This window comes from Caballeronia sp. 11_S32 (assembly GCF_056930355.1).
Genome location: NZ_JBXOWH010000006.1, coordinates 224437 through 237617 on the forward strand (window position 1 = coordinate 224437; position 13181 = coordinate 237617).

Annotated in this window: 15 protein-coding genes; 12 read left to right on the forward strand and 3 right to left on the reverse strand. The window is 56.9% G+C overall.

Translation table 11 applies throughout. From position 1 onward, the window contains the following. Positions 1-68: 68 nt before the first annotated feature. Positions 69-314, reverse strand: coding sequence for a hypothetical protein (locus AC1Z32_RS39785; protein WP_483484344.1), 246 nt, complete (start codon positions 312-314; stop codon positions 69-71). A 248-nt stretch (positions 315-562) separates the two neighbouring features. Here AC1Z32_RS39785 and AC1Z32_RS39790 point away from each other — a divergent pair, with 248 nt between their 5' ends. After that, the gene (locus AC1Z32_RS39790) at positions 563-1948 is read left to right on the forward strand and encodes a hypothetical protein (RefSeq protein WP_483484345.1); all 1386 of its coding nucleotides are present in this window, start codon (positions 563-565) and stop codon (positions 1946-1948) included. 205 nt (positions 1949-2153) lie between these two features. On the opposite strand, the gene rpoD is transcribed toward AC1Z32_RS39790, so the two are convergent. Next, entirely contained in the window at positions 2154-4214 is a 2061-nt protein-coding gene (rpoD, locus tag AC1Z32_RS39795) for an RNA polymerase sigma factor RpoD (RefSeq protein WP_483484346.1), read from the reverse strand. 418 nt (positions 4215-4632) lie between these two features. Here rpoD and AC1Z32_RS39800 point away from each other — a divergent pair, with 418 nt between their 5' ends. Together AC1Z32_RS39800 and AC1Z32_RS39805 are read left to right on the forward strand one after the other, a co-directional pair. Then, positions 4633-4806 carry a hypothetical protein gene (locus tag AC1Z32_RS39800; RefSeq protein WP_483484347.1) on the forward strand — a complete coding sequence of 58 codons (174 nt, stop codon included), beginning with the start codon at positions 4633-4635 and terminating at the stop codon, positions 4804-4806. Then, positions 4803-5045, forward strand: coding sequence for a hypothetical protein (locus tag AC1Z32_RS39805; RefSeq protein WP_483484348.1), 243 nt, complete (start codon positions 4803-4805; stop codon positions 5043-5045). The genes AC1Z32_RS39800 and AC1Z32_RS39805 overlap by 4 nt, the downstream gene beginning before the upstream one ends. 453 nt (positions 5046-5498) lie before the next feature. On the opposite strand, the gene AC1Z32_RS39810 is transcribed toward AC1Z32_RS39805, so the two are convergent. Further along, positions 5499-5789 (reverse strand): Arc family DNA-binding protein, encoded by a 291-nt coding sequence (locus AC1Z32_RS39810; protein ID WP_483484349.1) that lies wholly within the window; start codon positions 5787-5789, stop codon positions 5499-5501. Between the two features lie 79 nt (positions 5790-5868). On the opposite strand from AC1Z32_RS39810, the gene AC1Z32_RS39815 reads away from it, so the two are divergent. From AC1Z32_RS39815 to virB9, 9 genes are all read left to right on the forward strand, one after another. Further along, positions 5869-6057, forward strand: a complete 189-nt coding sequence (locus AC1Z32_RS39815) for a hypothetical protein (RefSeq protein WP_483484350.1) — start codon at positions 5869-5871, stop codon at positions 6055-6057. Between the two features lie 113 nt (positions 6058-6170). After that, positions 6171-6539 carry a TrbC/VirB2 family protein gene (locus AC1Z32_RS39820; protein WP_483484351.1) on the forward strand — a complete coding sequence of 123 codons (369 nt, stop codon included), beginning with the start codon at positions 6171-6173 and terminating at the stop codon, positions 6537-6539. After that, positions 6536-6838: a VirB3 family type IV secretion system protein gene (locus AC1Z32_RS39825; RefSeq protein ID WP_250469963.1), complete on the forward strand. Its 303-nt coding sequence runs from the start codon at positions 6536-6538 to the stop codon at positions 6836-6838. Before AC1Z32_RS39820 ends, AC1Z32_RS39825 begins: the two co-directional genes overlap by 4 nt. After that, positions 6825-9497, forward strand: coding sequence for a VirB4 family type IV secretion/conjugal transfer ATPase (locus AC1Z32_RS39830; RefSeq protein ID WP_483484352.1), 2673 nt, complete (start codon positions 6825-6827; stop codon positions 9495-9497). Before AC1Z32_RS39825 ends, AC1Z32_RS39830 begins: the two co-directional genes overlap by 14 nt. Further along, positions 9494-10162 (forward strand): TrbJ/VirB5 family protein, encoded by a 669-nt coding sequence (locus AC1Z32_RS39835; RefSeq protein ID WP_483484353.1) that lies wholly within the window; start codon positions 9494-9496, stop codon positions 10160-10162. Before AC1Z32_RS39830 ends, AC1Z32_RS39835 begins: the two co-directional genes overlap by 4 nt. Before the next feature lie 246 nt (positions 10163-10408). Next, positions 10409-10810 (forward strand): hypothetical protein, encoded by a 402-nt coding sequence (locus AC1Z32_RS39840; RefSeq protein WP_483484355.1) that lies wholly within the window; start codon positions 10409-10411, stop codon positions 10808-10810. A 1-nt stretch (position 10811) separates the two neighbouring features. Next, positions 10812-11672: a TrbL/VirB6 family protein gene (locus tag AC1Z32_RS39845; RefSeq protein WP_483484356.1), complete on the forward strand. Its 861-nt coding sequence runs from the start codon at positions 10812-10814 to the stop codon at positions 11670-11672. Beyond that, entirely contained in the window at positions 11669-12346 is a 678-nt protein-coding gene (locus AC1Z32_RS39850; RefSeq protein WP_483484357.1) for a VirB8/TrbF family protein, read from the forward strand. Before AC1Z32_RS39845 ends, AC1Z32_RS39850 begins: the two co-directional genes overlap by 4 nt. Positions 12347-12371: 25 nt before the next feature. Then, the gene (gene virB9, locus AC1Z32_RS39855; protein WP_483484358.1) at positions 12372-13181 is read left to right on the forward strand and encodes a P-type conjugative transfer protein VirB9; all 810 of its coding nucleotides are present in this window, start codon (positions 12372-12374) and stop codon (positions 13179-13181) included.

A 13181-nucleotide genomic window follows, 5' to 3' on the forward strand; every position in this document is an offset into this window, starting at 1 on the left:
TCGCCGTCGTATTCTGGTGCAAGAGCGAAACGGCTTGCGACTATGTCGTAGAAGTTTCCGACCAACCCTTAGTCGCCGCCCTTCTTGAGGTGCATGATTCTCTTCGCCGGGGACTCGTAGCCGGGTCCCGCGATATAGAGGTCCGGCCAGTCTCTGAGAAGCTGATCGGGACCATGCTGCTCGAAAACGACGTCCTGCGCATTGGTCAGGCTCTCGCCGTTGCGGTTGCCGCTCGCATACCGTTCTTGTGCAGAAAACGCCCGTCCCGCCTTGTTCGCGTCATACCGATTAAGTACGACCTCGGGCGCAGTCATCCATACTGGCGTGCAGCCGGTCACGTTATTTGGTTAGTCATTCGAAACAAATATTCCGCCATGTTGAAGAATTCTTTGAGTGGCCCATTTCCCAACTATTGATCCTTCTCTTACCGTGCACCGCAGCCGACCACGCGGCTGGCGACTTCAGGAGGTGCACGTTTGCGTTTGCCTGTAATCAAACACTGATAGCACCTCGACTATAATCTTGAAGTCAGCATATCAACGATTGCAGGGAGCCCTACCCTATGAGTCAACCCCGCGGCCGATATGCGGGATCTCGAGACGGCGGCCAGCGCCAGCCTGGCCATGTGAACAAATCGTCTTCATCCAACCGGCCGAGACAGTCGTATGCGAAGGCGCCTGCTCGAGACACTGCTCAGACAGCCTCAATCTTCAAAACGCGTTCATTCCAGTTTCTGGTCGATGCAGTGGGCGCCGAGAATATCGCGTTAGCGCTGGATTCCAGCATGACGCGCGTGGCCGAACTCTTGAAGGGTGAAAGGTTCACGCCCGAGACTGCCTTTCACATGGAAACCACGCTCGGCTTGCCACACGGCTTTTTTGATCAGCCGCATCCCGCGCTCACGCCCGAGACGATTACTCGCCTGAAGTCACCGCTCGACTTCGTTCAAACGGACGAGGAGGTGGAAGCGGAGTCTGACATCGCTAAGCCTGCTACAGCCGCCAACGTCGGCCAGCAACCCGCTCTTGAAATTCGACGGTCCGAGGAAGCCGAAATGCCAAAAAAACCAGCGGGCGGCTCGCCCATGGCTCACAAGAATAATGAGCGCGAGGTGGCCAAGCAACCGAGTCGGGGTGCTACCGTCAAGGGTGCGCCTTTTAAATCCAAAACATCCCAAAAATCGACTCAGCAACACGCGCTGCCCTTGACCGACGGCGCCGATCTCGAAACCATTCGACGCGCGAATCTTCACGTTCTGACGGCTCGAAACGGATCTAAAGTAAGACTTGCCGTGGTCATGGCGCTGAGCGGGTCCAACATGGCCCATCGGCTACATGGCAAGAAACGCATGGACGATGTCGAAGCAAGCCGCTTTACAGAGCGCCTTGGCTTGCCGGCCGGCTGGCTCGACACGCCGCGCTCGGAAGTCGAGATTCCGGAGTCGGTGTCACGTTTGCTCACCCCTGCTGCGCGTGGCCGCGCATCCGTTCAACACGATGAGCCGCCTGCGCTCGCAGCTCAGAGCAACGAACCCAGAAAGCGCGCCGCAGCGAAGGCGCGCCCGGGAGGCCCTCATCTGAACGACTTGGGCGATACGCAAAGCTTAACTGCGTTGGCAAATGTTCCGCGAGAGGAAGAGACCATCGCCGTCGGGCGGCCGGATCAGGACAGTGCTGCTCCTAGCGAGTTGGGTGGCCACTCACTTGACGGAAGCGAGCGGCATTTGCCACCCGCCTCACCGACAACGATTGAGCCGCCGTCCGCCTCCACCCTCACCCAGGTAAAAGCCGTGTCGCTCTCGTCCGCTTCCTCGACCAGTCTGAACAATCTTGACGGTATTGAACCCATCGCGGAAGCCTTGCTCAAGACGCTTGCAGGGAAAGCACGCACCGGTCGATTGGACGAGTTGAAAGCGCTGGAGCTTTTGCAGCAAGCGATTCTGCTGTAACGCCGGGGCCCGTTGCCAACCCTATCGGGCGGAGACGCGGCGCGCCTGGCGCGCGGCCTTCCCCCAGCGACCCGTCCGCGTTTTTTGAGCGACGATTCAGCAAGAGCGCGTGCTTGTCCCATCCGACCCGCGCCGCTGGCCGCATCGCGCTGACTCGCGGTTCAAGCTGCCGTATCGATTGGGTATCGACACGCCAGCCCGTGACTCAATGGTCAAGAAACTGTCGGAGCTTGTCTGCGCGATTCGGCTGCATCAGCTTTCGCATCGCCTTGCTTTCGATCTGCCGGATTCGTTCGCGCGTCACGTCGAATTGTTTGCCCAGCTCGTCAAGCGTGAAGTCGGACGGCGTATCGATTCCAAAACGCATCCGTAGTACCTTCGCTTCACGCGGCGACAACCCATCGAGCGCCTCGTCGATCGCGGCGCGCAGGTTCGCATGCACGGCCGCATCAGCGGGGGAAGCCGCCATCGGATCTTCGATCATGTCGCCAAGCGTCGCGTCCGCGTCCTCGCCCACCGGCATCTCGAGTGACACCGGTTGCTTGGCCACCTTCAACATGCCGCGAACCTTCTCTTCGGTCAGTTCCATACGCTCCGCTAGCACTGCAGGATGCGCCTCCTGCCCCGTGTGCTGCAGAATCTCGCGCGAAATCCGATTGAGCTTGTTGATCGATTCGATCATGTGCACCGGCACACGAATCGTGCGCGCCTGGTCCGCAAGCGAGCGCGTCACCGCTTGCCGCACCCACCAGGTCGCGTAGGTGGAAAACTTCCAGCCGCGTCGATATTCGAATTTGTCGACGGCTTTCATCAGGCCAATATTGCCTTCCTGAATCAGATCCAGGAAATGCATGCCGCGGTTCACGTACTTCTTCGCGATGGAGATCACCAGGCGCAGGTTGGCTTCGATCATCTCGCCCTTTGCCTGCCGCATTTTCGATTCAGCCGCCATCATCTGCCGGTTGATTCTCTTCAACTGCTGCAACGGCAGAGCGGCGGCCGCTTCGATCTCGATCAGTTTTTCCTGCTCCGCCTGAATTGCCGGCAGACTGCGCTCAAGCGCAGCGCCATACTTGTTCGATGCCGTGGCCATGCGTTCGGTCCAGCCAAGGTCGGTTTCATGCCCCGGAAAGGACTCGACAAACTTCTCGCGCGGCATCCCACATCGGCCTACGGCAATCTGCAAAACACGGCGCTCGATCGCGCGCACCTGCGCGACCTGCTGCTGCACCTGCGCGCATAGCCGATCGATGGTTCGCGCCGTGAAGCGAATCGGCGCCAGTTCGCGCTGCATCGCCTCACATACCTGTGCGAAGACCACCCCGTCCGAGTCTTGCGTCGCATCGGCGCGCGGAAGCTGAGCGAACAACTCGCGCACGCGCGCAAAGATGGCAAGGCTCTCACTCATCAACTTTTTCAGACGTGCTTCGTTTGCCTTGGCAGAATCCCCTTGCTCCTTCGCGCCGCGTTCGTCGTCCGTATCACCGCCCTCACCGTCGCCGCCCTCCTCGTCGCCGGCCCCCTCCTCGACGTCGTTGCCATCGTCGCTGTCGGCGTCGTCCGCGTCGAGCTCAGCCGAATCAGATGAGTCGGAGACCAGCGCTTGGGCCGTGGCCGCGCCTTCATTGAGACCGTCAACCAATTCGTCGATGCGCAGTTCACCCGCCTCAATTTGCTCCACACTTGAAAGAATCGTGGAGATGGTCGCCGGACAGGCGGCAATCGCGTGAATCATCTCGTGAAGGCCGTCTTCGATGCGTTTCGCAATCTCAACTTCACCCGCGCGCGTTAGCAACTCCGTCCCGCCCATTTCCCGCATGTACATCCGCACGGGATCGGTGGTGCGGCCGAACTCAGAATCCACCGTGGCGAGCGTGACTTCTGCTTCCTCGTCAGTCTGATCGTCCGACATCGCGGCCGGTGTCGCGTCGTTCAGGAGCAGCGTCTCGGCATCCGGTGTCTGCTCATAAACCGTCACCCCCATATCGTTGAAGGTGCTGACAATGGTTTCAATCGCAGCGGTCTGCGCGAAGTTGTCCGGCAAGTGATCGTTGATTTCCGCGTGAGTCAGGTAGCCGCGCGTCTTGCCCAACTGGATCAACGCGCGCATCTGGCGCTGCCGCTCTTCGTCCTGTACCGCTGAGGACACCGTGTCCATCGGCAGCAGCAATGCAGCCGCCTTGGCCTTCGGCCCACGCCGACCTGGGGCCTTCGGCACGAGTGAAGTTGTAGCAGACCCGGAAACCTCACGATCAAGACTTGTCATGCATTCTCCTTGGCAGGTGTGCTCGGCGATGGCGAGACCGGCGGCTGACGGATCACGGCCGGCGCGTCACGAACGTTCAAGGGCTGAAGGCGGACGCGACTTTGGGGTATCGCAACGAGCGGGGACGCGGCCCGCTTACGCGAGCAGGCCGGATGAAATGGCGCAATCAAGAGACGGTGCAATGGGAGCGCTGCCTAAAATCATAGCATGAATTGCTGCGATGCAGCAAACGAGCCTGTCCGTCTTATCCTCCGGCGCCAGCGCGGCAAGGGCCACAGACCTGCCCTTGAGCAACCGATACGATGCTTTGACCACCGCATGACGCGGAAACCCTCTCGATGTCCTTCGCCGCATGCCGTCTCGCCGCCGCCCCTCCTCCGGTTCTCCCGCGCCGTCGCGAAAGCCACTCACGAAAGCCATGCTGCTTCCGATGCCCGAGTGCGCGGCGCGGGAAATCTCCCTGGCGAACCATTTGGGCTTCGTCGCCTGCAGAAGCGGCGCCGGCTCCGCGTACCTTTTCAACGAACTGATTCGGCTCGTCTACCTCAGCTTCTACGTTCAGGACGCTGGCTTTGGCGACACGGATGGTTGATTTACGCGCGGGTCGAGGCCGCCATTGAACGCAGTCTCGAACGCGCCGAGAGCGGGCGTGCCTGGATGCTGGATGCCGAGGACCTTCCACTTTTCGAGGCGGTGCTGCGTGAGTCTGATCGTCAACTCGTGCACGCGCCGCGGCATATTCATATTGGCGCACGCGAAAGACTCGAACGCTTCGCGCGCAGCGGGCGCGCATCCCCGCTGCGCGCCACGAAACCTGGCAGCCGTCCGTGACAGTCGATGGCAGGTTCGGCATGACGCTGCTTCACGCAAACACGTAGGCATCGCAACTTTGGTCAGAGATTTCTGCTCGCTGTTTAGCATCAGACCCACGGCATCGGTACCGTCCATTGCAATTGCGGCGTATCACAGATTTAGCAGGCAGTGTCGCAGATCGCTCCCACTGCATCAGCCCGTTCCCCTAGTGGTTTTCGTGCGCAGAGTCAAGCTCTTGAACATGCTAGCAACCACCGGGTACAACTCTGACATCGGCGTTCCCATGTAACCATCAACGCGTCCATAGGTGCCCTGCTATGCACGCTCAGCACGCTTCTGAGATCCTTCCACTCATCCCTCTAGCGGCCGGATGCGCGCCTACGGTCCCTACACATCCCAATGACACAAATTCTTACAAAGAAAGTGGCACTACATTACGAACAATTTCGAGCTTTTGTCTGATTATAGGCACTATTGAGGTGCTTCATCGATGCCACCTCTTTGCTGCGCAATTTCCAACATCCGTTGCGCAAACATCGTGATCTCGGCTGGCGTCATGAGTTCCGCCAGAGACATTCGAGAAATAGTGAGGTGCAGGGCCGTTAGATCTGCGCCAGCATTCACCGTCAACTGCGGGAACGTTGATTCCAGCCGAGCGATGAGCTCGGCATTCAACGGGCGGCGGTTTTTTTCCGCCGCGGCCTTGAGCTCTTCGTACAGCGGCCAAGGCAAGCGATATTGAGAGCGATGGGTATCTTCCATAGTTAAATTTGACACTACCCAGACACTAACGTATAGTGACTACAAGTCACTTGATAGTGACAAACTGAGAGGAGAAAGAATGGGCGAATCTATTCGATCGCAGTATCGAATTCCCAAGGAGCTTAACGAATGGCTCAGTTCGCGCGCGAAAGCCGAAGAGCGGTCTCGAAACGCCCAACTGGTCGTTGAGCTCAAAATCCGCATGCGGGAAACATCTCACTCGCAGCTCGACGAAAAGCTCGCGCTCGATCTAACAAAACCCGACTAACCATATTTTCCGATATAGAAATATCAAATTTTTAATATTAGTACTGCATATCAGCGACTGAGAGTGCCTAAAAACCAACGAACCCTAAGGTTCAACTCATGAGAGGGCGAAAGATGCAAGTTCAGAACTCCGACCAATCATCTCGTATCCAGAAGGCAGATCGACTGGACATGATTCTCGACTTGACGGCTAACGCTTGCGTCATCGCCCTCCTCCTCCTTCCGCAGCTCGCACACGCGCAAGACGCATCCGGAACATTTGGCGGGATCACTGCCTTTTTACGATCCGTCACACAACTGCTCATCTATGAGTGGGGCTACTACATCGGCATCATCACCTTGGCGATCCAAGGATACCGCTGGAAGACGGGACGCATCGACCTCATGACGCTCGGCGGCTGGGGGCTCGGAATTGGACTTGTCTTCTTTGCGCCGAACATCGTCTCTGATCTCAAGGCGCGCTCGGCCGGAACGATCGTATGAGTGTGAGCGAAAGGCTCCACGACGACGAGGGGGAAACGCTGGTTGTAGCCATGACCCGCCCAACGATGGTCGGCGGGTTGACGCTCGCGAGTCTGGCGTTGAGCTTCTACATTCCTGGCATGGCCGCGATGATCGTGCGGTCAGTGCTTCCGGCCATGGCCATCCCCTTCTTGCTGCTCGCTAGTTATCTAATCTGCCTCAAAGACGTTTACTTGTTCGACATTTTGGCTGCCGCAACGCATCTAAAGGTATGTCCGAACAAGCGCTTCTGGAGATGCCGACGCTATGCGCCCCGCTGACATTCTGAAAGAGATGTTCGACATGTCGCTGTCGATGCCGTTGCCCAACGGGGCAGCCGTCGACGCCAAAGAAATGGCGGCAAGTGACATGATCCCGATCACTGTGCACTATGACGACTACAGCGTCCTCACGAAAGATGGCGGGGTTATGCAGGTCATTAAGCTTGGCGGCCTGTTCCACGACTCGCTCAACGCGGCGCAGAAGAAGCAGTACGAGCGCGTACGCCATACCGTGCTGCGCTCGGTCGCGAGCAGCGATCGCGGGATTTATGTTCACTTGATTCGCCGCAAGGTCAATCAGTACCCGGCGGGAGATGGCGGTACGTGGTTCGCACGGCGCTTTAACGCCGCGTGGCGCGAGCGCTATGAGAAGCGTTCCTTCTACGTGAACGAGATTTATATCACCATCGTTCAGAATCGCTTTCGACAAGGCGCGCCGGGCATTCTCGACCGAGTCTTCTCCTTCGCGTCTGGTACGAAGCTATCATCCGAAAACCTCGAGTCATTCGATGAACAGGCAAAGGCTCTGAACGAGGCCACCAATCTTGTTGTGCAGACCCTGTCGGCCTATGGCGCGCGAAAACTGCGTATCCGGCGTCGGCCAACGTTCACGACAGAGAAGATAAGTGCGGCAGACGCCCGAGCAGCCATCCAGCAATTCGATTTGAGCTGGGGAGCGTTTCAGACTCAATATGGCGTGGGTGAAGTCTACGACCGCGAGCGCATCGACGATCATCTCGGTGAGGACTATTCGGAGATTGCCGGCTTCTTCCACTACCTGATCAATCTGGAAGACGAGCGCGTACCCGTCACAGACATCCAGCTTGACCGTACGCTTGCCGTGTCATGGCTCGATTTCAAGATGGTCGGCAACATGATGTCCGTGCAGAACTTGAGTGGAACACGCGCTGGTGCAATGCTGAGCATGGCCGAATGGCCGGCACGCACGCCGTCGCACATGCTTGACGAGTTCTTGCAGCAACCCGTCGAATACATCGTCACCCAGTCGTTTTTCTTCTGCGACCGTATCACTGCCGAGCACGATATGAAGCAGGAGCGACGACGTCTCGTGGTCAACGACCGGGAAGGTGGTGCGGAGGAGGATAAGAAGGAAATCACGGATGGCTTGCGCGACCTAACCAGCGGCCGAGCTGTCAATGGCCTCCATCACTTGACGATTCTCGCCCATGTGCCTGCCGCAACAGAGCACGCCGATCCTGTTGAGAACAAAAAGCAAACGATTGCGGATCTCGATAAAGCGGTCGCGTTGCTGAAGAAATCGTTCGTGAACCTTGGCGTCAAGGCCGTGCGTGAATGGTTCGCCGTCGAGACATTCTTCTGGTCCCAGCTTCCAGGCCAAGCTCAGCACTTCATCGGCCGGCGAGGCAAGATCAAGTCCAGCAACTTTGCGGGATTTGCATCACTGCATAACTACGCGATTGGAAAGATCGACGGCAACCTGTGGGGCCCGGCGATTATGCCCTTTGAGACGGAGAGTGGTACCGCCTATTACTTCAACTTCCACCGAGAAATGGAAGGGATGGTCGCGGGGCACATGGCCTTGACCGCGGACACCGGAGCAGGCAAAACAACCCTTCTGTCGGCTCTGATCGCCATGGCTGACAAGGCGCGTCCGCGCGTTTTCTGGTTTGACAACCGCGAGGGCGCGAAGGTTTTCATGCGCGCAATGGGCGCTCCTCACACCACGTTGTCGGTGCAGGGAAACACAGGCTGGAACCCCTTCAAGCTACCCGACTCGCCCGAAAACCGTTCGTACCTCGTTGAACTGATGACGCTGATGCGCACGTGCTACGGCGGCAAGCTCACGCCCGACGACATCGAGCGATTCAAACGAGCTGTCTGTGAGAACTACGACGTCTTGCCTTTCCAAGATCGCCGTTTGCGTAATGTGGCGTGGTGCTTCGGCCAGGGAGAACTGGCGAAGGACATGAGGATTTGGCACGGCGCAAATGGTTCAGCGGGCGCCAATTGGGGCGTGTTCGATAACGAGCACGACAGCATCGACGTCACGCAGTGCCGGCACTACTGCTTCGAAATGCGGCAGCTCATCAAGGACGGAGTGGCTCGACCCGAACTGCCCGTCGTCTTGAGCTATCCGTTTCACCGTATCGAACAGTCAATGAATGGCGAGCCGTTCATCCTTGTACTGGAGGAAGGCCAGAACCTCGTCAAACACGCGTATTGGCGAGAGAAGATTGACAGCTACATCATGCAGATCCGCCGCAAAAATGGGCTGCTCATCTTCGTCACGCCCGACGCCAAATATCTTTACAGCGAGACCGATTCGATCCAGAAGCAGACTGCAACGAAGATCTACCTCCCGAACGGAGAGGCGAGCAAGACCGATCTCGTGGATCGTCTTGGCCTCACGGACGGCGAGTTCGATTTCGTTCACAACACACCACCCGAGAGCTTCAAGTTTTTGATTCGACGTGGTAATGAGTCGATCCGAGTCAAGTTCGATCTCTCAGATATGCCCGAGTTTATCCCGGTGCTCTCCTCGAACGACAAGGGGGTTGCGCTGATGGAGCAAATCATCAGTGAGCTCGAAACCGACGACCCGGAGAAGTGGTTGCCGGTCTTTATGCAGCGTGCGATCTCCGAAAACACGCACAACCTCAAGAAAGAAGGAGCGTGAACGTGAAAACTACGCTTGTTGCCATTGCTGTAGGCTTCTCACTCAGCGTTTCGGTGCCAATCTACGCCACGGGTATTCCAACGTTTGACGCTGCCACCTTTCTGCAATTGGAGCAGCAGCTCTCGCAACTGCAGGACCAGTACAGAACGCTCAAAGATCAATACGCGGCGGTGACCGGAAGCTACGGTCGTGGTGCGATTGGCCTGAATCAGTCGATCAACGCAGCATCGGTCGTGCCGGGATCCTGGCAAGAGGTCGTCTCGCAACAGCAGAGTGGCACCTTCGGCGCGAGGCAAAGTTATTACGAGAAGCTCATCAACACAATGCCGCAAGACGTATTTGCCAATCCCAATGCGCAAAATGCGACGTCGTACAAGATGAGCACGGATTCCGTCCGTGCTGCGTTGGCCGGCGGCGATTCGTTGTATTCAGAGGTTCAGACGCACCTGAACAACCTATCCGTGATGAGTCAGCAGGTCGATACGACAACGAACGTCAAAGACGCACAAGATTTGCAGAACCGTATATCAAGCGAGAACGGCATGTTGTCGAGTGCTATGGCGAAGCTCAACGCGATGAACATGAATCTCCAAGCGAACCTCGTGAATCAGCAGAATCAAGCGACAGCCGCGACACAGAAGTATTTCCATCGCGCAGGCCAATAGTCAGTCCTCGCGCGCAAGAGGACAAGAGCCCTGAGAGAAATGTCATGAAAATCCTCGCTTTCCTTCCCGCTTTACTTCTTTTCTGGCCAATGATGAAACTTGCGAAGAGGGGATGGCGCTTGTTCGTCGTACTGCTCGCCATATCCTTCGTGAACGGATGCGCAAACTCATCGAACAAGCTCGACAAGTCACCGTGCGCGTGCAAATTCGAGTCGATCAACACGCGGAGCTGAAGGAGTAACACTGATGCGCAATCTTCACTGGATGCTGATTTCTGGGGCCACCTTGGTTATCGCCATCGGAGGAGCCGTTTATTACTTTTTTCCGAAGCAACCAACCGATCAAGCTGCGAGCATGTCGAATGAAGTTGCACCACCGTCGAAAGAAGGTCGCATGCTTGTGGTTCCAGCCGGCAATCCGTTGCTGACCGCCGACTCAAATCAGTTCGGAAGATGGGTGCCTTCGTACCCAATTCGATGTGGCGAAATTATCTTCGAGAAGGCTAACCCTAAAGCATCCAACTTTTCGTTTTGCGTCGCGGAGATACGAAAGCGTGTTACCACGGCAACAGGGTACCAATTGAGTCGCGATGAAGTCATCGACTCGCGCGTCGCGACACACTGGCACGAAGTGAAGGGAGCTAAATAGCATGGCCGACATGTCTCTGCAAGGCTTGGTTGGTGCTGCGGACGGCGTTACCGAGTCATTCCTGGCGCAGACGTATCCAGCCATCTCGGCGGCCATATCAACGCCGATCTACTTCGCTGCCGTGCTGTACTGGGCGCTGTTTGGCTACAAGGTGTACGCAGGGTACGCGCCCATGCAGTGGAAAGACGTCCTAGCAAAAGCCGTGATGACGGTTGCTGTGTTCGGAACGCTAAATTGGGGAGGATTTGCGCAGACCCTCTATTCCGCGTTTGTTTCGTTCATGGAGGGCGCTGCTGCTACGGTCATGGCCGGCAAACCAACAGCCCAAATGCTGGACGCACTTTGGAATAACGTGGAAGCAGTGTCGGAGCGTCTTCGCTCCGTGGACTTCTATCAATTCGCGATGATATGCGACGGCATTCTCTTATTCGTGTTGAATTGCGTTCTGTTCGTGCTGGCTCTCGTCTACATGACGATAGCCAAGTTCGGACTTGCGATCACGATGGTGCTATGCCCTCTTTTCATTGGCTTTCTGATGTTTCCTGAGACACGGCAGTGGTTCATCAATTGGGTGAGCAAGATGCTGACGTTCTGCTTGATGTACATCTTGGTGATTGCGATAGTTCGGTTCGGCTTTCTCGCGTTCGGTGACGCTATCGACACGGCGGGAAAGGTGGCGCAATCAGATGGATTGGCAACCAGTGAGCAAACTGCTCAGCTCGTCATCGTCGAGGGCGTGTTGATTCTGTTCATGCTGGGGGTTAGGAGCTGGGCGTCAGCGCTAGCGGGAGGAGCCTCTTCATCTACTGGCACCTTGGTGATGATAGCCCGAATGGCGCTTGCAAAAGGAGTAGGGAAATGAAACCCTTCGGAAAGGGGACCTTCACGGGCGACGAGTCAACGCGACGTATGCAGCTTGGTGGCTCAAACAAGCTTAAACAAGAGCGCAATCGTGCTTACCTTTTCATCGCCTTGCTTCTGTTCGTGGTCGGCGGCATGGCGAGCGCGATCACAGTGCTCGCTAATATTCACACGGTCGTTCCTGTCGTATCGGTGCTCGACGCCAACGGACATGTGGTGAAACAGCAGGTGGTCAACAAGGAGACGATCACCGGGCAAGAGAGCTTCGTCCAGAGTCAGGTATATGACTTCATCATGTACTGCAATACGTTTGACCCCGACTGGCGGCAGCGCTTCGCCGATTTGTGTCGGCTGCATTCGACACAATCTGTCGCCGCCCAATATGACGCGGAGACCAGCGCCGACAACGCAAACAATCCCTACTACCAATTAGGCCAAGGCGGGCGTCGCTATCCGAAGATCACCGGCATCACGTCGCTCGGGAAGGATGCGTATCAGGTCTCGTTCCAATCGATTATCGAAAAGCCCGGCAGCCCGACGAAGACCGAGTACTACACGGCGCTTGTGCGCTACACCTTCACGTACAAACCGCTCGCATTGGGCGACCGCTGGGAAAACGCGCTTGGCTATGCCACGACGGGTTATCGGAAAGATCAAGAGTTGAGCCGCCAGTAACACGCTTCGAGCAAGGAATCAGACCATGAATCGCAAATTCGATCCTATCGCTGTAGCAGTCCTTATCAGCGCAACGACTCCGATGTTCTCCGTTCCGTCACTCGCAGCCAAGTTGCCTCACGCACTTGTGACCGATGATCGTGTCAAGCAAGTCCCCTATGACCCAAATCAGGTCTATGAGATGGTGGGCACGTATGGATATCAGACTTCCATTGAGTTTGCCAACGACGAGGTAGTCAAGGTGGTCTCTCTGGGCGATTCGATCGCATGGCAAACGGTCCCTTACCAAAATCGGTTGTTCATCAAGCCGGTCGAGCCGAATGCGGCAACCAACCTGACCGTCGTTACCGACAAGCGGACCTACTACTTCAAGCTTACGAGCTCAAACGCGCGAAGGACGCAGACGTTTCTCGTGCGCTTCATTTACCCGAATTCAACCTCAAACATGAACGCGAGCATGGGCGGCTCTGCCGGCGCCGCTCGATCCGACGGTAGTGCGAGCAATGGAATTGATCCTGCACGGCTCAATATTGACTATGGTGTTTCGGGAGACAAGATTGCAATTCCCCTCAGACGCGCTTTTGACGATGGACAGTTCACTTATTTCCTGTTCGACCAGAATGCTGAGATCCCGTCGTTCTACACGGTGGGTCCGGACGGCACCGAATCTGCAGTGAGTCTGCGTCGGGAAGGCCCGTACATGGTCGTCAAGCGCACAGCGAGCCTCTTTACCCTCCGCAACGGCAATGCCCATCTTTGCGTACAAAACAACGCGAATCCTTATCGCCGTGCTGACGTGAGCACCGCTTCAGCGTTCAATGCCGAGGGGCACTGA